The sequence below is a fragment of the Streptomyces sp. NPDC051776 genome (assembly GCF_040681345.1).
Lineage (GTDB): Bacteria > Actinomycetota > Actinomycetes > Streptomycetales > Streptomycetaceae > Streptomyces.
Genome location: NZ_JBFAYQ010000071.1, coordinates 1 through 19,654, shown reverse-complemented (window position 1 = coordinate 19,654; position 19,654 = coordinate 1). Strand labels below are relative to the sequence as shown.

14 protein-coding genes are annotated in these 19,654 nt (G+C 70.5%); 6 read left to right on the top strand and 8 right to left on the bottom strand.

Annotation, left to right across the window (positions count from 1 at the left end; genetic code table 11):
- Positions 1–277 precede the first annotated feature (277 nt).
- Complete coding sequence (gene secA, locus AB0M26_RS29570) at positions 278–3,106, bottom strand: preprotein translocase subunit SecA (protein WP_365265756.1); 2,829 nt, start codon at positions 3,104–3,106, stop codon at positions 278–280.
- A gap of 491 nt (positions 3,107–3,597) precedes the next feature.
- Here secA and AB0M26_RS29565 point away from each other — a divergent pair, with 491 nt between their 5' ends.
- A complete protein-coding gene (locus AB0M26_RS29565) occupies positions 3,598–4,785 on the top strand; it encodes a crosslink repair DNA glycosylase YcaQ family protein (RefSeq protein ID WP_365265754.1) in 1,188 nt (395 codons plus the stop codon).
- 25 nt (positions 4,786–4,810) lie between these two features.
- Here AB0M26_RS29565 and AB0M26_RS29560 read toward each other — a convergent pair whose 3' ends face one another.
- From AB0M26_RS29560 to mtnA, 7 genes are all read right to left on the bottom strand, one after another.
- Complete coding sequence (locus tag AB0M26_RS29560; RefSeq protein WP_365265752.1) at positions 4,811–5,554, bottom strand: response regulator transcription factor; 744 nt, start codon at positions 5,552–5,554, stop codon at positions 4,811–4,813.
- 266 nt (positions 5,555–5,820) lie between these two features.
- Entirely contained in the window at positions 5,821–6,552 is a 732-nt protein-coding gene (gene raiA, locus AB0M26_RS29555) for a ribosome-associated translation inhibitor RaiA (RefSeq protein WP_365265750.1), read from the bottom strand.
- Between the two features lie 661 nt (positions 6,553–7,213).
- Complete coding sequence (locus tag AB0M26_RS29550; RefSeq protein ID WP_365265748.1) at positions 7,214–7,966, bottom strand: ComF family protein; 753 nt, start codon at positions 7,964–7,966, stop codon at positions 7,214–7,216.
- Positions 7,967–8,123: 157 nt separating this feature from the next.
- Entirely contained in the window at positions 8,124–9,962 is a 1,839-nt protein-coding gene (locus AB0M26_RS29545; RefSeq protein ID WP_365265746.1) for an LpqB family beta-propeller domain-containing protein, read from the bottom strand.
- Positions 9,952–11,979, bottom strand: a complete 2,028-nt coding sequence (gene mtrB / locus AB0M26_RS29540) for an MtrAB system histidine kinase MtrB (RefSeq protein WP_365265744.1) — start codon at positions 11,977–11,979, stop codon at positions 9,952–9,954. Before mtrB ends, AB0M26_RS29545 begins: the two co-directional genes overlap by 11 nt.
- Before the next feature lies 1 nt (position 11,980).
- Positions 11,981–12,670: a two-component system response regulator MtrA gene (mtrA, locus tag AB0M26_RS29535; protein ID WP_360848914.1), complete on the bottom strand. Its 690-nt coding sequence runs from the start codon at positions 12,668–12,670 to the stop codon at positions 11,981–11,983.
- 4 nt (positions 12,671–12,674) lie between these two features.
- Positions 12,675–13,823 carry an S-methyl-5-thioribose-1-phosphate isomerase gene (gene mtnA / locus AB0M26_RS29530; RefSeq protein ID WP_365265741.1) on the bottom strand — a complete coding sequence of 383 codons (1,149 nt, stop codon included), beginning with the start codon at positions 13,821–13,823 and terminating at the stop codon, positions 12,675–12,677.
- Positions 13,824–14,005: 182 nt separating this feature from the next.
- Between mtnA and AB0M26_RS29525 the strand changes: the two genes are divergently transcribed.
- Genes AB0M26_RS29525 through AB0M26_RS29505 form a run of 5 tightly spaced genes read left to right on the top strand, consistent with a single transcriptional unit; the run spans position 14,006 to position 19,465 of the window.
- Entirely contained in the window at positions 14,006–15,238 is a 1,233-nt protein-coding gene (locus tag AB0M26_RS29525; RefSeq protein ID WP_365265739.1) for a hypothetical protein, read from the top strand.
- A 7-nt stretch (positions 15,239–15,245) separates the two neighbouring features.
- Complete coding sequence (locus AB0M26_RS29520; RefSeq protein WP_365265758.1) at positions 15,246–15,935, top strand: DUF4129 domain-containing protein; 690 nt, start codon at positions 15,246–15,248, stop codon at positions 15,933–15,935.
- Positions 15,932–17,185 carry a DUF4350 domain-containing protein gene (locus tag AB0M26_RS29515; RefSeq protein WP_365265737.1) on the top strand — a complete coding sequence of 418 codons (1,254 nt, stop codon included), beginning with the start codon at positions 15,932–15,934 and terminating at the stop codon, positions 17,183–17,185. The genes AB0M26_RS29520 and AB0M26_RS29515 overlap by 4 nt, the downstream gene beginning before the upstream one ends.
- Positions 17,182–18,147 (top strand): MoxR family ATPase, encoded by a 966-nt coding sequence (locus AB0M26_RS29510; RefSeq protein WP_365265735.1) that lies wholly within the window; start codon positions 17,182–17,184, stop codon positions 18,145–18,147. Before AB0M26_RS29515 ends, AB0M26_RS29510 begins: the two co-directional genes overlap by 4 nt.
- Positions 18,148–18,166: 19 nt before the next feature.
- Positions 18,167–19,465: a DUF58 domain-containing protein gene (locus AB0M26_RS29505; protein ID WP_365265733.1), complete on the top strand. Its 1,299-nt coding sequence runs from the start codon at positions 18,167–18,169 to the stop codon at positions 19,463–19,465.
- The last annotated feature ends 189 nt before the right edge of the window (positions 19,466–19,654 follow it).

The following is a 19,654-nucleotide window of genomic DNA, read 5'->3' as shown; positions in this document are numbered from 1 at the left end:
CCTCAACGTCGGCCCCAACGCCCTGGCCGTGTCGAGTGCAGCCCGGCGCATCCTGGGCAGCAGCGGGCTCTCCCCGGAGTACCCCACCCCAGCGGACGCGAGGGCGCGCGGCCGTACGCAGGGGAAGTTCGTGGACGGGCGCGGGCCCGGCCGCGCGCGCCGCGCCGCGCCGACGTGCGTACGCGCACGCATACGGCGGGGGCAACGCGACGGGCCGGGTCGCCTCTGGAGGCGGCCCGGCCCTCTACGCATGGCGCGGCATCGCGCGCCGGACGCGCTACTTCTTGCGGCGGCGGCCGGCGGACTTCTGCGCCTTGCGGCGCTCGGCCCGCGTCAGCCCGTCGGCCTCGGAGCGGGCGGGCACGCCGTCGGTGGAGAAATCGCCCTCGACGATGCCGCCCTCGCCGTCCACCTTGGGAGCGGAGAAGTGGAGCCGGTCCGGACGCTGCGGCGCCTCCAGACCCTTGGCGCGGATTTCCGGACGCCCCATGGCCGCGGCCGGGACGGCGTCCTGCGGGGCCTTCTCCAGCGTGGTCTTCTCGGCGGGCTCGGCGACCGGAACCTCCTCGACCTGCTGCTCGACCTGGACCTCCAGGTTGAACAGGTAGCCGACCGACTCCTCCTTGATGCCCTCCATCATGGCCGTGAACATGTCGAAGCCCTCGCGCTGGTACTCGACGAGCGGGTCCTTCTGGGCCATGGCGCGCAGGCCAATGCCCTCCTGGAGGTAGTCCATCTCGTAGAGGTGCTCGCGCCACTTACGGTCAAGGACCGACAGCACCACGCGTCGCTCCAGCTCACGCATGATGTCCGAGCCGAGCAGCTTCTCGCGCGCGTCGTACTGCTCGTAGATGTCGTCCTTGATCGACTCGCTGATGAACTCGGCGGTGATCCCGGCACGGTCGCCGGCCGCGTCCTCCAGTTCCTCGATGGTGACCTTGGTGGGGTAGAGCTGCCGGAAGGCGCCCCACAGACGGTCCAGGTCCCACTCCTCGGCGAAGCCCTCGACGGTCTCGGCCTGGACGTACGCGTCGATGGTGTCGTCCATGAAGTGGCGGACCTGCTCGTGCAGGTCCTCGCCCTCCAGGACGCGGCGGCGCTCACCGTAGATGACCTCGCGCTGCCGGTTGAGGACCTCGTCGTACTTCAGGACGTTCTTCCGCGTCTCGAAGTTCTGCTGCTCGACCTGGGACTGGGCGGAGGCGATGGCGCGGGTGACCATCTTGTTCTCGATCGGCACATCGTCGGGGACATTGGCCATCGCCATGACGCGCTCGACCATCTGCGCCTTGAACAGACGCATCAGGTCGTCGCCCAGCGACAGGTAGAACCGGGACTCGCCCGGGTCGCCCTGTCGGCCGCCACGACCACGGAGCTGGTTGTCGATACGGCGCGACTCGTGCCGCTCGGTGCCGAGCACATAGAGCCCGCCGAGGGACTTGACCTCCTCGAACTCGGCCCTCACCGCGGCCTCGGCCTTCTCCAGCGCCGCGGGCAGGGCCGCCGACCACTCCTCGGGGTGCTCGACCGGGTCCAGGCCGCGCCCGCGCAGCTCGGTCTCGGCGAGGTCGTCGGGGTTGCCGCCGAGCTTGATGTCCGTGCCTCGGCCGGCCATGTTGGTCGCGACCGTGACCGCACCCTTGCGGCCCGCCTGGGCGACGATCTGCGCCTCACGGTCGTGCTGCTTGGCGTTGAGGACCTCGTGCCGGACGCCGCGCTTGCTGAGCTGCTGCGAGAGGTACTCGGACTTCTCGACCGAGGTGGTGCCGACCAGGACCGGCTGGCCCTTGCGGTTCTTCTCGACGATGTCCTCGACGACCGCGTCGAACTTCGCGGGCTCGGTGCGGTAGATCAGGTCGGACTGGTCGAGGCGCGCCACCGGGCGGTGGGTAGGGATCGGGACGACGCCGAGCTTGTAGATCTGGTGGAACTCGGCGGCCTCGGTCATGGCCGTACCGGTCATGCCGGAGAGCTTGTCGTAGAGGCGGAAGAAGTTCTGCAGGGTGATCGTGGCGAGAGTCTGGTTCTCGTCCTTGATCTCCACGGCCTCCTTGGCCTCGATGGCCTGGTGCATACCCTCGTTGTAGCGGCGGCCGGCGAGGATACGGCCCGTGTGCTCGTCGACGATCATGACTTCGCCGTCCATGACGACATAGTCCTTGTCGCGCTTGAAGAGCTCCTTGGCCTTGATCGCGTTGTTGAGGTAACCGACGAGCGGGGTGTTCACCGACTCGTAGAGGTTGTCGATACCCAGCCAGTCCTCGACCTTGGTGACGCCGGACTCATGGATGGCCACGGTCCGCTTCTTCTCGTCGACCTCGTAGTCGCCGGTCTCGTCGAGGCCCTTCTGCGGGTTGGCGGCCTCGCCCCTGGACAGGCGGGTGACCAGCTTGGCGAAGTCGCCGTACCACTTGGTGGCCTGGTCCGCCGGGCCGGAGATGATCAGCGGGGTGCGCGCCTCGTCGATGAGGATCGAGTCGACCTCGTCAACGATCGCGAAGTTGTGGCCGCGCTGGACCAGTTCGTCCTTCGACCACGCCATGTTGTCGCGGAGGTAGTCGAAACCGAACTCGTTGTTCGTGCCGTACGTGATGTCGCAGGCGTACTGCTCGCGCCGCTGCGCCGGGGTCATATTGGCGAGGATGCAGCCGACCTCGAGGCCGAGGAACTTGTGGACCCGCCCCATCCACTCGGAGTCACGTTCGGCCAGGTAGTCGTTCACCGTGATCAGGTGGACGCCCTTGCCGGACAGCGCGTTGAGATAGGCGGGCAGGGTGCCGACGAGGGTCTTGCCCTCACCGGTGCGCATCTCGGCCACATATCCGAGGTGGAGCGCCGCGCCGCCCATGATCTGGACGTCGTAGTGGCGCTGGCCGAGCACGCGCTTGGCAGCCTCACGGACGGTGGCGAAGGCCTCTGGGAGCAGGTCGTCCAGGCTCTCACCGTCGGCGTACCGCTCCTTGTACTCGTCGGTGAGCGCCCGCAGCTCGGCGTCGGAGAGGTTGACGAAGTCCTCTTCGATGGAGTTGACCTGGCCCGCGATGCGGTGCAGTTTGCGCAGGATCTTGCCTTCGCCTGCACGCATGAGCTTGTTGAAGACGGACACGTAGGTTGGTCTCCTTGCCGGTCGGGCCTGGCACGGTCGGGGTGCGCGGGCACGGCGGGGTCAGCCCCCGCCGCAACGGCCATCGTAAGTCAGGAGACCTCCGTGCCGGGAGGTCCGTGGGTACGAAGGGCCGGTGTCACCCTCAGGAGAACGGACGACCCGAGCCGATGGTTTCCGGGTCGGCGCTCCGGAGAACCGGTGCGGAGGCCGTGTCGGGGCGGCGGTGGGGGCGCGGGGGGAGCCGCGCCCGGAAGCGGCTCGGCGGCGTCGCTGGGGTGTCCGGCGGGTGGTGCGGGCGGATGGACGCTGCCGGTCGGTACGGGCGGGTGATGCAGGCCCGGTGGACGTTGCCGGTCGGTACGGGCGGATGGTGCGGACCCGGTGGACACTGCCAGTCGGTGCCAGGGCGATATCGCGGCGTGCCGGCGGTGGTATGGGGCGGGCTCCGGCGTCCGGCACCGTTGTCAGTGCCCCGGTCTAGGGTGCGGCGCATGACCACGATGCCACCGCCAGTGACGGAACTCTCCGCGGACGAGGCCCGGCGGACGGCTCTGCGGGCCCAGGGCCTGCTCGGCGCGCCGGACCGGCGGGCCGGCGCCCGAGGAGTGCTGCGCCACCTCGGCGCGGTGCAGCTGGACACGATCTCGGTGCTGGCGCGCTCCCATGAGCTGGTGCCCTACGCGCGCCTGGGCGCGGTAGGGCGCCGCGCGGTCGAGTCGGCGTACTGGACCGGGACGCACGCCTTCGAGTACTGGTCCCACGCGGCCTGCATCCTGCCCATCGAGGAATGGCCGCATTTCGCCTTCCGACGCCGGGCGTACCGTAACCGGCCCCACTGGAACCACGAGCTGTCCGATGGTGCGTACGACACCGTGATCGAGCAGCTGCGGGCGGAGGGGCCGTTGACCGCCACGGAGCTGGGCGGCGCCAAGAACGGCGGCCCGTGGTGGGACTGGTCGGAAGCCAAGGTCGCCGTCGAGCGGGCGCTGATGTACGGAGAGGTGGTGTGCACCGAGCGCCGTGGCTGGAAGCGGGTGTACGACCTCGCCGAGCGCGCCGTCCCCGGCGCGCTGCTGCACGACGAGTTGGACGACGCCGAGTGCGTGCGCCGGCTGGTGCGCCTGGCCGGGCAGTCCCTGGGCGTCGGGACGCGGGCGGACATCGCGGACTACCACCGTCTCAAGGGCGAGCAGGTCGACGCGGTGCTCGCGGACTCCGGTCTGGTCCCGGTCGAGGTGGAGGGGTGGGGGAAGCCCGCGTGGGCGGACCCGGAGGCGCTCGCCTCCGAGCCGCGTGGGCGGCACCGTACGTCCCTGTTGTCACCGTTCGACTCGCTGATCTGGGACCGGCCGCGCACGGAGCGGATCTTCGGCTTCACCCACCGGCTCGAGGCGTACGTGCCGAAACCCAAGCGCATACACGGCTACTTCGCGATGCCGCTGCTCTCCGGCGGGCGGCTGATGGGCCGGGTCGATCCCGCGCGGGAGGGAAGGACGCTCGTGGCGCGGCAGGTCTCGCTGGCCGGGCGGAAGGCGGTACGGCCCATGGCGCAGGCGTTGCGGGAGGCCGCGGCGTGGGTGGGTTGCGAGACGGTGCGCGTCGAGCGGGTGATGCAGCCGGAGCTCACGGCGCCGTTGGCCGAAGCTCTCACCATGGCCGAAGCTCTCACCATGGACTGACGAGGACGGCTGACCGGGTCGGCCGCTATCTGATCTCGAGGATTTTCTCGCGCATCGCATAGACCACGGCCTCCATCCGGGAGTGGAGCTGCAGCTTCTCCAGGATGTTGCGGACGTGGTTCTTGACCGTGTTCTCGCTGATGAACAACTCCTTGGCGATGTCACGGTTGTTCATGCCCGTGGCGACGAGCTTGAGGACTTCGAGCTCGCGATCGGTCAGCCGGGGCGCGGGCACGAGGCGGCGCTCATCGGTGCGCTGGATCATCGACTTGAACTCGGTGAGGAGCTTCGACGCCATCGACGGGCTGATCTGGGACTGCCCATCGGCCACGGCGCGGATCGCGGTGGCCACCTCGTCGGTGGAGATCTCCTTGAGGAGGTAGCCGGTGGCACCGGCCTTGATCGCGTCGTAGAGATCGGCCTCCTCGTCGCTGATCGTCAGCATGATGATCTTGGCGCTGGGAGCCACTTCCTTGATGGACGTGCACGCCTCGATCCCGCCCCGCTTGGGCATCCGAACGTCCATCAGCACGATGTCGGGCAGCAGATCGGCGGCCTTGTCCACGGCCTCCGCACCATCCCCCGCCTCGCCCACGACCTGAATGTCCTCTTCCTGTGCGAGGACGATCTCGAGGCCGCGGCGGAAGAGAGCATGGTCGTCCACCACGAGGACCCGGATCGGCTCCTTCCGTGGCCGGGCCCTGTCCGCTCCGGCCGTATCGACGCACTCGTCGTTGTCGCCGGGTCCGGGCCCGAAGCTGTCCGCCATCGTTCCTCCCCCTGAAGTCCATGGCCCTGGGTTGTCTGCCGGGCCAACCGGTCTGACGAGAGCGCGGGTTGGCTGCGCCGCCATGATTCCATGACCGGACGCCGCCGCGTTGCCCTCGTGGTCGCACAATGGTGCCCCCGGGAGCACCGTTGGCACTCCCGAGGGCACCTAATCCGGCCGCTGTTCAGCGATTTCCGGCGGCTGACCGCGCTTCGTCCGTAAGCTTCGCCGGCTTTGGGGGCCTCGCGGGCTTCAAGGACCCTGCGTCAGCCTCCGAGCGCACCGCCCGCGCCGTGCGGGGCCACTGCGACCATGGGATCGGACTCCAGGTGGATCACACCGTAGTCGTAGGCGTGGCGGCGGTAGACGACGCTCGGCTGCTTCGTCTCGGAGTCGATGAACAGATAGAAGTCGTGTCCGACCAGCTCCATCTCGTAGAGAGCCTGGTCGAGCGTCATCGGCGCGGCGGCGTGGGTCTTCTCGCGGACCACCAGCGGTCCTTCGCCCTGGATTTCGAGGGAACCGATCTTCTTGGTGGGGATGGGCTCCTCGACGCGCGTCTCGGCCACGATGTCTCCGTTGAGCCGGGCGGCGAGTGGTGCGGTGGCGGCTGCGACGCTGGTCGGCGTCCGGCTGCCGCCTCGGTGGACCCGGCGCTTGTCGGCCTGCTTGCGCAGTTGCGCTTCGAGCCTGGCGGTGGCCGCGTCGAGCGCGGCATAGGCGTCTGCGGCCGAGGCTTCCGCCCTGATGACGGGTCCACGGGTGCGGAGCGTGATCTCCACTCGGTCGCAACGGTCGGCCTGACGGGGATTGTGTTCCTTGGACACCTCGACGTCGAGGCTGATCACCTTGCCGTCGATCTTCTGGATCTTGTCCAGCTTCAGCTTCTCGGCCACGTGCTTACGAAAGCGTTCAGGCACCTCGGTCTTGCGGCCCTTGACGACGATGTCCACGCAGAACTCCGTTCCCGGATCGCTCCGCTGAAGCGCGGAGCGCATCCCAACTTGCCCTGAGACCGATCGGGTCGCCTCCTCCACCGGCGGTGGCCCGTCCGGCACTGCGTTTGCTGCATCGCCACGCACCGGGCGTCGTCCGGAGTCGCGGCGTTGCGACTTTCACGTCCTCCTCCCCAGTCGACAAGATCACAACCCCATCGACTTCAGAGACGGCGAAAAGTCCCGAAGCACGCTTGTCCGACATTCATGGCAAAAGGTCCGCCACTTCCTCACAACCGAACATAGCTCGGCCGGATGGGTGTCGGCACCCCCTACCGGCGCGTACTTGGGCTCCGGAACTCCTTCCCCACACATCACGAGCAACGACGATCGATTCACGCCAGTTCCCTCTCCGTTCAGCACAGAGGTGATCCCGCGCAGCACGGCCGTCACCTCAGGCAACCGCCTGTCATCACACTCCGGCACCGAGGGAGTCAGGTTCCGCACGGGCGGACTCCGGGCACCACGAGCCACGCACCGTAACCGGGTCACTCCCCCAGCCACCACGAGCCACGTGCCGGACCACGAGCCAGCCCCCCACCGCCCAGGGTCAGACCCGGCACCACAAGCCACGCCCCACACCTCAACACCACACGCCACGCCCCGCACCGCGCCCGCGATCAGACCCCGGCAGCACAAGCCCCGCACCGCGCCCCGCCCGCAATCAGATCCCGGCACCACGAGCCACGCCCCGCACCGCGCGCGGTCGGAAGGCCGTCAGCGGAGCGGCGACCACCGCCGCACCGGCGACCCGGCCGCCGGCTTCCGTGACCGCCCTCGCCCCCTCCACCAGCGACGCCCCCGTCGTCATCAGATCGTCCACCAGCACCACGGAGGCCGCCTCACGCCCCGTGGACCCGCCGCCCAGAAGCCCGGCGGCGCTCTCAGGGACCGCCAGGGCCCCGGCGAGGTTCCCAAGCCGCTGCGGAGCGGTAAGCCCGGACTGGTCCGCCACGGCGCGCCGCTGCCGCAGTACCGCGACCACCCGTGCCGGCCTGCCCCCGCGCCTCAGCACGGCCGCCGCTGCCCTGGCAACCCTCCGCGTCGGATCGTGTCCCCGCGCCGCCACGGCCCGCCGCGCCGACGGGATCGGTACCAGCAGCAGCCCGCCCCGAGCGCCGGAGCACGCACGTATCGCACCGGCCAGCGCGTCGCCCAACGGCCTCGCCAGCGCCATGGCACCTCGCTCCTTGTGCGCGAGCAGCACGGCCCTCACCTCACCCCCGTACGGAGCCGCCGCATGGACATGCGGCAGGCCCGCCGGCTCCGGACTCGGCCTGACCCGGCGCGGCTCCCCGCCGCTCAGCACCGCACGGCACCACTCGCACAGAATGCTCCGTGGCAGCCCGCACCCCGCACATCCGACCGGCAGGACGAGCCCCGTGATCTCCTGCCACCACCTCTGGATCCCCCTCATGGCGGCCACTCTGCCGGGCCGGGCCGCGGGCCACCAGCCCTGTGGAAAACTCCGGACGGCGCGATACCGGGGAAGCCGCCGGGGCCCTTGTCAACAGCGGTCGCGGACTGTCGTCAGCCGGACTCCATCAACCGGACGTCATCAGCCCGGAGCCGCGTCAGCCCGGGTAGACGGGTGCCGTGCCCTTCTCGGTCACCAGCTTCCAGTTCGCGTCGACCGGAAGCCGCACGATCCCGTCGTCGGAGTGCGCGATCAGCGGCTTGCTCTCGTCCTCCGAGGCCGCAACCGCCTCGACGCCGCTGATGCCCGGCAACGGCGGCGTGTTCGGCGAAGAACCGTCGGTCTCCACGTACTGGAGCTGCTGCACCCCGCCGGGCTCCCGGCCCACGACGACCAGACGGCTGGTGCCCGCCCAAGACGCGGACTCCACATGCTCGAGCTGAGGCGTCACCGATAGCAGGTCGTTCACCGCCAGCGGCGGCTCGCCCGCCCGGGCGTCCGTCCGCTCCACGCGCCCCAGCTCCAGCGACGTACGCCCCTCCCGCGTGATCAGCAGGGCGATCCGTACGCCGTCCGACGAGACGCGCAGTCCTTCGATCCGCCCCTCGTCGAGCGACGGCACCTCGACCTCCTGCGCCTCGTCCGTGCCCGCAGCCAGCCGCAGCAGCCTCGGCCGCTTCGGGTCACGGTCGGCGATCCACAGGTTGCCGGCGCCGTCCCAGCTCGGGGCGGTGAGGGCATCCTTCTTGCTCTTGGCACGGGAGCGCAGCTTGGCGTCCCCCCGCTCGGCACCCGAGCTCATCGGCGCCACGTACAGCGACCGCCCATCCAGGGACACCCCGGCGGCTTGGCGCTCGTTGCGGTCGACGCCCACCGAGCCCAGCTCCACGGAACCGTCGCCGAACGGGCCCTCCACCCTGCTCGGCTCGTCGCTCACCTCGGACAGGCCGGCCAGCCGGTGCTCCCCGTCGATGAAGTACTGCCGCTCGGTGTGCTTGCGCAGGCCCGCGGGCGCGTACACGGCCGCCTCCCCAGGACTGAGCACGCACAGCTCCGAGCCGTCCCCGCCGACCAGCACCACCCTGCTGATCTTGGCCGAGGCCTGGTCCTGCGCGGTGTAGAGGAGCTGGGCGGCCATCTGGGTGCACTGCACCCCGCCGAGGTGCGAGGCCCGGCCGCTCAGCCGTACCCGCAGCCCGTTCGAGTCGTCCAGGGACAGCGAGGAGTCCACGAGCTTCGTCCCGCTGGGGAACTTAGAGTCGACCACCCCCGCCAGCCAGTTCGTCGGCCCCTCCAGCAGCGCCTTCACGGTCGAGGTGAGCGGATCGATCCGGCGCCGCAGATAGACCGGATCCGCGACCAGTACGTGCCGCTGGGCCCCCGAGGCCCGGTCGTCACGATCCGAGGACGCGAAGTAGTACTTGTTGACCGACCGGTAGAGGCGATCGAAGTCGGATTTGCCGAGCACCAGCCCCGTGGGCGGGATGTCTATGCGCCACTCACCGCTTGCCTTGGTCAGGTGGACCAGCGTCCGGTACGAGCCCTCCGCCGGCTCGTATGCCTGCTTACGGTCCACCGTGGCTATTCGATGCCCGCTGACTTCCGCGACTGCGGTCTTCTGCTCCGGGTCCCGTATGGGTCCGTCCATGGTGGGATTGGGCCCGTCCTCGAGCACGGTGGTCTGCGAGAACGGCTTCCAGCTCTTGGACGCCGCCTTCGTGAGATACAGGCGCGCCGTCTTGAAGTCCGCCTCTTCGCTGGTCACGGCCTCGAGGAAGCCGCGCACGATGTCGTTCGGACCCTCGCCCGCCCGCGGCGGCACTCCGAAGACCCGCACCTGCCCTTCGGCATCCGCGCGCGGCGACGCGTCGACCCGGTGCACCTCGCCGCTGTCCGGCATGGAGGCGCAGCCCGCGACCAGCAGGACTGCCGAGCCGAGCAGGACCACCCCTCGCAGCGAGCTCCGTCGACGCTGTGTGTGCCGGTCAGTGCCCACGCGGCCCGCCCTTCCGCTCCGGTTCCCGATCTTCCGTCGGCGCCGTCCCCGCCGGTTCCGCCTCTGCCTGCGGCGAGATACGCGGAGCCGGCCCGGTACGCGGAGCCGGCCCGGTACGCGGAGCCGGCGCGGTACGGGGAGCCGGCCCGGTACGCGGCTGCGGCGGCACGGCTGCCACCCGGCGGCCGTGCGGCAGCCCCGCGTCGATCAGCCCGCGGTTCCGCCGCGAGTCCTCCGGCTCGAGCGGAATCGGGGACCCGCGCAGGGGCTCCCCCGCCGCGCACGGCAGGGTCAGCCGGAACTGCGAGCCGCCACCCGGCTCGCCCCAGGCCTGCAGCCAGCCACCGTGCAACCGCGCGTCCTCGACCGCGATCGACAGGCCGAGACCCGTGCCGCCCGTCGTACGCGCCCGGGCCGGGTCCGCCCGCCAGAACCGGTTGAACACCCGCGTGGTCTCGCCGGCCTTCAGCCCCACCCCGTAGTCGCGCACGGCGACGGCCGCGGCCCCACCCGCGGTCGCGAGCCGTACGACGAGATCACGGCCCTCACCGTGCTCCACACCATTGACCACCAGATTGCGCAGCACCCGCTCGACGCGGCGGGCATCGGCTTCGACGATCACCGGCTGCTCGTCACCGCGCACCCGGATGTGGCTCCCCTTGCGCTCCGCGAGCGGCTCGGCGCCCTCGATCACCCGGTGCACGATGTCCCGCAGGTCCACCGGTGCCGCCTCCAGGGCGGCCGCCCCGGCGTCGAACCGGCTGATCTCCAGCAGGTCGAACAGCAGCGACTCGAACCGGTCGAGCTGGCCGCGCAGCAGCTCCGCCGACCGGGCCGTCGCCGGATCGAAGTCCTCCCTGGCCTCATGGATGACGTCGGCGGCCATGCGTACGGTCGTCAGCGGGGTGCGCAGCTCGTGCGAGACGTCCGAGACGAACCGGCGCTGCATCCGCGACAGCTCCTCGAGCTGCTGGATCTTGCCCTGAAGGTTCTGCGCCATCTTGTTGAAGGACTCGCCGAGACGTGCGATGTCGTCCTCACCGGTGACCTTCATCCGCTCCTGCAGCAGCCCCGCCGCCAGGCGCTCGGAGATCCCCGCCGCCATCCGTACGGGCGTGACCACCTGCCGGACGACGAGCCAGGCGATGGCGCCGAGCAGCACCACCACGAACACCCCGGCCGTCGCCAGCGTGCCCTTGACCAGGCTCAGCGACTTCTCCTCCTGAGTGAAGGGGAAGAGGTAGTAGAGCTGGTAGGCGTGGCCGTTGACGTCGTTGAGTTGTCGGCCGATGGCCAGGCCGGGCTCTCCGGAGTCCCCCGGCCCGCGGAAGATCCTGGTGTGCTGCTCATGGGTCCCCGGCTCGTTGTCCACCGCCGCCCGCAGCTCTTCCGGCACGCTCTTCTCCGGAACCACGAAGCCCGAGGCGCGCGGCCCCCGCGTACCCCGGCTGTCGTTGACCAGAGCCTGCTCGGTCTCGGAGCTGAGCGCCACCACCGAGTAGACGCCCTGCCCGCCGCTCGCGAGCTGCTCGACCAGATCGGTCAGCCACTCGCTGGAGTTTCGCGCACCGCGGGCGCCGACCTGGCCGTCCCGGCCGCGGGCGTCGGAGTCCGCCTTCTCGCGGGCCACATTGAAACCACCGACGGCCTGGCTCTGCGCCGCACCCTGCTTGGCGTCCTGCAGTCCGTTGCGGACCTGTCCGATGACGACGACGCCGAGCAGCAGCACGACACCGAGCGACATGAGCAGCGTCGTCGCGACCACGCGGAGCTGGATGTTGCGCCGCCACAGGCGGACCGCGGGCAGCATCGGCCTGCGGAACCATCGCCAGAAGAGCCTCACCACAGGATGGACGGGGCCGCCCGGGGCACCGTCCTGCAGGAGGTTCCCGCCCTGCCAGAACCGTTCGAACAACGAGATCTTGCCCACCGGGTCTACGGGCCGCCCCGAACGCGATCCCCCCGAGGGCTCGGCCCCCAGAGCTCCGGCCTCCGGAGCAGCACCGTTCCCGGACATGTCAGCTCGGCCCGGCCTTGTAGCCGACGCCGCGCACGGTCACCACGATCTCCGGCCGCTCGGGGTCCCTCTCGACCTTCGAGCGGAGCCGCTGGACATGCACGTTCACCAGGCGGGTGTCGGCCGCGTGCCGGTAGCCCCAGACCTGCTCCAGCAGGACCTCGCGGGTGAACACCTGCCACGGCTTGCGGGCCAGCGCGACAAGCAGGTCGAACTCCAAAGGTGTCAGCGCTATCGACTGGCCGTCCCGCTTCACCGAGTGACCCGCGACGTCGATGACCAGGTCGCCGATGGCGAGTTGCTCGGGCGCCGGCTCCTCGGAACGGCGCAGCCGCGCCCGGATACGGGCGACCAGCTCCTTCGGCTTGAACGGCTTGACGATGTAATCGTCGGCGCCGGACTCCAGCCCGACCACCACGTCGACCGTGTCGCTCTTCGCGGTCAGCATGACGATCGGTACACCGGACTCGGCCCGGATGAGCCGACACACCTCGATGCCGTCCCTGCCGGGCAGCATCAGATCGAGCAGCACCAGATCCGGCTTGACCTCGCGGAAGGCGGCGAGAGCCTTGTCCCCGTCCGACACGAACGACGGTTCAAAGCCTTCTCCGCGCAGCACGATGCCGAGCATCTCCGCCAGTGCGGTGTCGTCGTCGACGACCAGGACGCGTCCCTTCATAATCGACATCATCCCATTAGCTCATCGTTACCTGGCGTGACCTGGCACACAGCTCCGCTAGCCCCGCGCCTGTGATCGGCGACAACACCCCGACCTCGGTGACGATCGCCGTCACCAGATCCGGCGGTGTGACGTCGAAGGCGGGGTTGTACGCCTGGGCCCCCAGCGGCGCCACCGGTATCCCCGACCCCGGCTCCGCCGCCGCTCCCGGCGCGGACGGGGCCGCGAACTCCGTCACCTCGTGCCCCGGCCTCTGCTCCACCTCTATCGACGCCCCGTCCCTCGTCTGCAGATCCACGGTCGTGACCGGCGCGACGACGATGAACGGCACATGGTGGTAGCGCGCCAGCACCGACAGCGGGTAGCTGCCCACCTTGTTCGCCACCGAGCCGTCCGCGGCGATGCGGTCCGCCCCGATCAGCACGGCGTCCACCTCGCGCGCCGCGAACAGCGACCCCGCCGCGTTGTCGGTGAGCAGCGTGTACGGCATACCGCTGCGCGCCGCCTCGTACGCGGTCAGCCGGGCGCCCTGCAGCAGCGGCCGCGTCTCGTCGATCCACAGCCGTCGCAGCTCACCGGCACGGTGTGCCGCCCTTACGACCGCGAACGCCGTACCGTCGCCCCCCGAGACCAGAGTCCCGGTGTTGCAGTGGGTGAGGATCCGGTGCCCGCCGCCCGGGAGCAGCTCGCCGAGCAGCGCCAGACCGTGCTCGGCCATGCGGGCGCTCGCCTCGGAGTCCTCCCGGTGGAGCGCGCGGGCCTCCGCGAGCGCGGCGGCAGCCGCCTCATCCGAGCCGGCCCCTCCCTTGGCGGCCCGGTGGTACGCGGCTGCGGCTCTGCGCACGCCGTAGCCGAGGTTGACGGCAGTGGGGCGGGCGTGCGCCAGCAGCTCGGCGGCTTCGTCCACGTCGTAACCGCGCGCGGCGGCGAGCGCGACCCCGTAGGCGCCCGCGATGCCCAGCAGCGGCGCCCCACGCACGGCCAGCGTACGAATCGCCTCGACCAGTGCCGGTACGTCGGTGCAGGCCAGCTCCACCTCCTCGGCGGGCAGTCGGGTCTGGTCGAGGAGCACCAGCATGGGCCCCTCAGGCGGTTCGTCCCAGCGCAGTGAAGGAACAGCGGGTGGCCCTCCGGCCACCGGAGGTACCGCGTCCTGATCAGCCATTCGACCAGTCTGCACGGTCCGGCACGGGTATTTGAAGGTGCGGCGAGGGTAGAGGGCCAGGTACGAACGCCGACGGGCCGTGGCACGATGGCAGCCAACCGGCCGCTGCTGTGGTTCTCCCGGGGCTGTCCACCCGTCACCGGAGCCCAGCCGACACCGCGGACGGGCACCGTGAAGGAGCGATGATGAACGACTCTCCGGGCTGGGCTTCGCCCGGGTCCTCCCCCTCCGACGAGGATGGGCGGGAGAAGTCCGGGCCGACCCCTCCTCCGGGACCGGGCGGCGGGCCCGCCTCGGGCGGGCTCAGCGACTGGGGCGGCGCTGGTAGCTGGGGCGGCCAGGGCGGCCCAGGAGGCTGGGGCGGCCAGGGCGGTTGGGGCTCCGGCTGGGCACAGCCCCCGGCGGCCAAGCCCGGCATCATCCCCCTGCGTCCCCTCGGTGTGGGAGAGATCCTGGACGGCGCCGTGTCCACCATGCGCGCCCACTGGCGCACGGTGTTGGGGGTTTCGCTCGTCGTCGCCGTCCTGACCCAGAGCACCTCGACGCTCGTCAACGGCCTCTGGTTCCGGGACGCGACCAGCCTCGAGGGCCTGGAGAACAACCCGAATCCCACATTCGACGAGACCCTCGACGCCCTCGGCGGAACCTTCAGCAGCACCGGCCTGACCTGGCTGATCAGTATGCTCGGCACGATCATCGCGACCGCCATGCTGACGATCGTGGTCAGCCGGGCGGTCCTGGGGCGCTCCGTGTCGACCTCCGAGGCCTGGCGAGGCTCCCGGTCCCAACTGCCCCGCCTCTTCGGTTTGTTGTTCCTGATCCCCCTCCTCATTCTGGGCGTCGCCGCTGCCGGTGTCGCACCCGGCATGATCCTCTCCCAGACCGGCAACACCCGCGCGGGAGCGGCGCTGGCATTGTTCGGAGGGCTGGTCGGCGTGGTCGCCGCCATCTGGCTGTGGATCCGCTACAGCCTCTCCGCAGCAGCCCTGATGCTCGAGAGGCAAGGCGTGATCGCCTCGATGCGCCGCTCCGCCAAGCTCGTACGACGTGCCTGGTGGCGGGTCTTCGGCATCCAGCTCCTCACGGTCATCCTGATCACCGTCGTCTCGGCCGTCATCGAGGTCCCCGTGAGCATCATCGGCGTCTTCGCCGGCGGTGACGGCGCGATGGACTTGTTCACCGGCGAATCCTCCGCCGCCACATGGCCTTTCCTGATCATCGTGGGCATCGGCGCCGTGCTCAGCTCGACGATCACCCTGCCGATCAGCGCCGGTGTCACGGCCCTCCTCTACATGGATCAGCGGATCCGTCGCGAGGCACTGGACCTCGAACTGGCCCGTGCCGCCGGAGTGCCCGGCTACGGCGAGCCGGAGCCGAGCGGCCCGCAGAAACACGACACCGCTCCGGGGAGCTGATGCGGTGATCCCGACGGGGGGCACGGCCGCGCTGACCCGCTTCCTCGTGCATGCCGGCGACGAGGGACCGGTGACGATCCCGCGTGTCCCCGCCCGGGAGGCGGCGGAACGGGAACTCTCCAAGCCGATGTACCAGGAGCACGAACCGGGCCTGTTCCAAAGGGCCTTGGACTGGTTCTGGGAACGCGTCGACGATCTGCTCAGTGCCGCGTCGGGGGCCGCACCCGGCGGCATGGTCGGCATCGTCGTCATCGCCCTGGTCGTCGTGCTGCTCGCGATCGCTCTGCGGCTGAGGCTCGGCGCACTGCGAAGGACCCCCACGACCGGAGGCACGCTCTTCGACGACCGCCCGCGCAGCGCCGCGGAGCACCGCGAGGCCGCGGAGCGCCACGCCTCCGAGAACCGCTGGGACCAGGCGCTCCAGGAGCGCATGCGCGCCATCGTCCGTTCCCTGGAGGAACGGGCCCTGCTCGACCCACGCCCGGGCCGAACCGCGGACGAAGCGGCGGCCGAGGCGGGCCGCTCCCTGCCCGACCACGCCGAGGCCCTCGAAGCCGCCGCCCGCGCCTTCGACGACGTCACATACGGCGGTCGTGCGGCAACGGCCGACGCATACGCACGCCTCGTCGAACTCGACACCGCTCTCCGGCGCAGCAAGCCCCGCCTGGACAACGCATTGGCCGGAGGCGCCCGATGAGCGCGGACCCGACCATCGCCACATCCACCTCGCCCACTGCCCGTCAAATGTGGACGCGCTCCCGTGGCTTGCTGCTCGGGGTCGCCATCCTGGTCGTCGCGGGCATCGTCCTCGCCGTGCTCCGCTCCGGCGAGCAGCACGGCCTTCTGGACCCCCGCTCCGCGGACCGGTACGGGAGCCGGGGGGTCGCCGAACTCCTCGCCGACCGCGGCGTCTCCACGGAGTTCGTCACGACCACCGACGCCGCCACCGCTGCCGCCCGGCCCGGCACGACCGTCCTCGTCGCGGAACCCGACCGCCTCACCGAGGGCCAGCAGCGGAAGCTGCACGCCGCCCTGGCGGAGTCCGGCGGCCGCACCGTGCTCGCCGGTGCCGGTGAGTCCTCCGCCGATGTCCTCGTCCCGGGCGTACGGGCCGCCGAGCCGGTGGACGTCGGCACCCGCGCCCCTGACTGCGATCTGCCCGCCGCCCGGCGGGCGGGGGCTGCCGAACTGGGCGGCGCCCGGTACCACTTCTCCGGCCGTGACGCCGACGCCTGCTACCGCAGCGGCGGTCTGCCGACGCTGCTCCGAGTGCCGGGGGCGAACGGCGGCGACACCGTCCTCGTCGGCTCCACCGATGTCCTCTTCAACGACCGCCTGGCGAAGGAGGGCAACGCCTCTCTCGCTCTTCAACTCCTCGGTTCCCACGACCATCTCGTCTGGTACCTCCCCTCGCTTTCCGATGCCGCCGCCGGTAAAGGCGACCGCAGCTTCATCGATCTCATCCCCGACGGCTGGCACTGGGCCCTGCTCCAACTCGCCGTCGCTGCAGCGCTCGCAGCCCTCTGGCGCGCCCGCAGACTCGGCCCCCTGGTCGCCGAGCGACTGCCCGTCGCCGTCCGGGCGTCGGAGGCAACCGAGGGCCGCGCACGGCTGTACCGGCAGACGAACGCCCGCGACCGGGCGGCCGAGGCCCTGCGTTCAGCCACCCGTACCCGCCTCGCTCCGCTCGTCGGCGTGCCTGCCGCTGCGGCCCAGAGCCGCCAGGACCTCGTTCCCGCGGTCTCCGCCCATCTCCCACCGCTCGCACCTGACATCGACGCCCTGCTCTTCGGCGCGCCACCCGCGGACGACGCCGCTCTGGTCGGACTCGCCGATGAACTCGACGAGCTGGAGGGCCGCTTCACCTCGAGCAGCACCCTTCACTCCGACTCCGTGTCACCCCCGCGCCCCGCATCACCCCCGATCGAAAGGGACCGCACTCCGTGAGCGCCCCGACTCCCGACAGCGCCCGTGCCTCGCTCGAGGCACTCAGAACCGAGATCTCCAAGGCCGTCGTCGGCCAGGACCCCGCCGTCACCGGACTGGTCGTCGCCCTGCTGTGCCGCGGTCATGTCCTTCTGGAAGGCGTCCCGGGAGTCGCCAAGACGCTGCTCGTACGGGCCCTGGCCGCATCGCTCCAACTGGAGACGAAGCGCGTGCAGTTCACACCCGACCTGATGCCCAGTGACGTGACCGGCTCGCTCGTCTATGACGCGCGTACGGCCGAATTCTCCTTCCAGCCGGGCCCGGTCTTCACCAACCTGCTGCTCGCCGACGAGATCAACCGCACGCCTCCCAAGACGCAGGCATCGCTTCTCGAAGCCATGGAGGAACGCCAGGTCTCGGTCGACGGAACCCCCCGGTCACTGCCGGACCCATTCCTCGTCGCCGCGACGCAGAACCCGGTCGAGTACGAGGGAACGTACCCGCTCCCCGAAGCCCAACTCGACCGCTTCCTACTCAAACTGACGGTGTCTCTGCCCTCCCGCGAAGACGAGGTCAGCGTCCTCACTCGGCATGCCGAAGGCTTCGACCCACGGGACCTCGAGGCAGCGGGGCTACGTCCCGTAGCGGGGCGCGAGCACCTCTCAGCCGCCCGCGAGGCTGTCGCCAAAACGGCGCTCTCCCCCGAAATCGTCGGCTACGTCGTCGATATCTGCCGTGCCACGCGTGAATCCCCCTCGCTCTCCCTCGGCACCTCACCGCGTGGAGCCACCGCCTTGCTCGCCACCTCACGTGCCTGGGCCTGGCTGACAGGCCGCGACTACGTCATTCCTGACGATGTGAAAGCACTCGCCCTGCCCACACTCCGCCACAGGATCCAGCTCCGCCACGAGGCAGAGATGGAAGGCGTCACCGCCGACTCCGTCATCACGTCGGTCCTGGCCAACGTGCCCGTGCCCCGCTGAGGCGACAAGGAACGGAAACGTGGCTCTCACCGGACGGACGGCTCTGATCGCCGCACTCGGCGCTCTCCTCTTCCCCCACTGGACCGGCTTCCTCGCCCTCAACTCCCTCCTCGCACTGGCAATTCTGTGCGACCTCGCACTGGCCGCACCAGTGCGAAGCCTCCGTTTCACCCGATCCGGTGACACATCCGTTCGACTCGGGGAACAGGCGCACGTACACCTCGTCCTGGAGAACCCCTCGGCCCACCCCCTGCGTGCACACCTCCGCGACGCGTGGCCGCCCAGCAGTTGGCCGGTTGCCGCCGGGCCCGCGGCATCCCGTCACACGCTCACCGTCCCGCCGGGCGAGCGCAGACGCCTCGCGACCGTGCTGCGGCCCACGCGCCGAGGGGACCGCAAGTCCCAGCGCGTCACGGTCCGTTCCCACGGCCCTCTCGGTCTGGCCGCCCGGCAGGGTCATCACGACGTCCCCTGGACAGTCCGCGTCCTCCCGCCCTTCACCAGCCGGAAGCACCTGCCGGCGAAGCTTGCGCGCCTGCGTGAGCTGGACGGCCGGACAAGCGTCCTGACCCGAGGCGAGGGCACCGAGTTCGACAGTCTCCGCGAGTACGTTCCCGGCGACGACACCCGGTCCATCGACTGGCGTGCGACCGCTCGGCAGTCAACCGTCGCCGTCCGCACCTGGCGCCCCGAGCGCGACCGCCGCGTCCTGCTGGTCCTGGACACCGGCCGCACGTCGGCCGGTCGCGTGGGGGACGCTCCGCGCCTCGATGCCGCCATGGACGCCGCCCTGCTACTCGCCGCTCTGGCCACGCGCGCCGGAGACCGTGTCGATCTGCTCGCCTACGACCGGCGCATTCGCACCTCCGTACAGGGCCGCGCCGCCGGGGACGTCCTCCCTGCCCTGGTCAACGCCCTGGCGATTCTGGAGCCGGAACTCGTGGAGACGGACGCACGCGGGCTCACCGCCACCGCCCTGCGCACCGCACCACGGCGGTCCCTCATCGTCCTGCTCACCGGCCTCGATGCCGCGGCCATCGAAGAGGGGCTGCTGCCCGTCCTGCCTGGACTCACCCATCGGCACACGGTCTTGCTGGCCTCAGTGGCCGATCCGCGCATCGAAGAGATGGTCCGGACCCGGGGTTCGCTCGACGGGGTCTACGAAGCGGCGGCGGGGGCCCGCGCTCAAGCGGAGCGTCTACGGACGGCGGACCGCCTGCGGCGCCACGGTGTCACAGTGGTCGACGAGACCCCCGGCGAACTCGCCCCCGCACTCGCGGACGCCTATCTGTCCCTGAAAACAGCGGGCCGACTCTGACTAACGAGTCTTGACTGTGCCGGGGACCCCCGCCCCTGGATATGCGCCTTGGGACATGGAAAACACAACAACGCAGAAAAGCCGTGGTGTCCGGACCGAGAAATACGGTCCGGCTACGCGCCCGTGCCCGTACGCTCGCCGCGGCCCAGCTCACCGAGTGGGGACTTGAGGAGATCGCCTTCACCACCG

Bases quoted from the DNA above. Each gene is read 5' to 3' on its own strand.
- AB0M26_RS29565 (WP_365265754.1), top strand. From the start codon at position 3,598: ATGACCACGATGCCACCGCCAGTGACGGAACTCTCCGCGGACGAGGCC.
- AB0M26_RS29550 (WP_365265748.1), bottom strand. From the start codon at position 7,966: ATGAGGGGGATCCAGAGGTGGTGGCAGGAGATCACGGGGCTCGTCCTG.
- mtnA (WP_365265741.1), bottom strand. From the start codon at position 13,823: ATGGCTGATCAGGACGCGGTACCTCCGGTGGCCGGAGGGCCACCCGCT.
- AB0M26_RS29525 (WP_365265739.1), top strand. From the start codon at position 14,006: ATGATGAACGACTCTCCGGGCTGGGCTTCGCCCGGGTCCTCCCCCTCC.
- raiA (WP_365265750.1), bottom strand. From the start codon at position 6,552: ATGCGCTCCGCGCTTCAGCGGAGCGATCCGGGAACGGAGTTCTGCGTG.
- AB0M26_RS29560 (WP_365265752.1), bottom strand. From the start codon at position 5,554: ATGGCGGACAGCTTCGGGCCCGGACCCGGCGACAACGACGAGTGCGTC.
- AB0M26_RS29515 (WP_365265737.1), top strand. From the start codon at position 15,932: ATGAGCGCGGACCCGACCATCGCCACATCCACCTCGCCCACTGCCCGT.
- mtrB (WP_365265744.1), bottom strand. From the start codon at position 11,979: ATGTCCGGGAACGGTGCTGCTCCGGAGGCCGGAGCTCTGGGGGCCGAG.
- mtrA (WP_360848914.1), bottom strand. From the start codon at position 12,670: ATGATGTCGATTATGAAGGGACGCGTCCTGGTCGTCGACGACGACACC.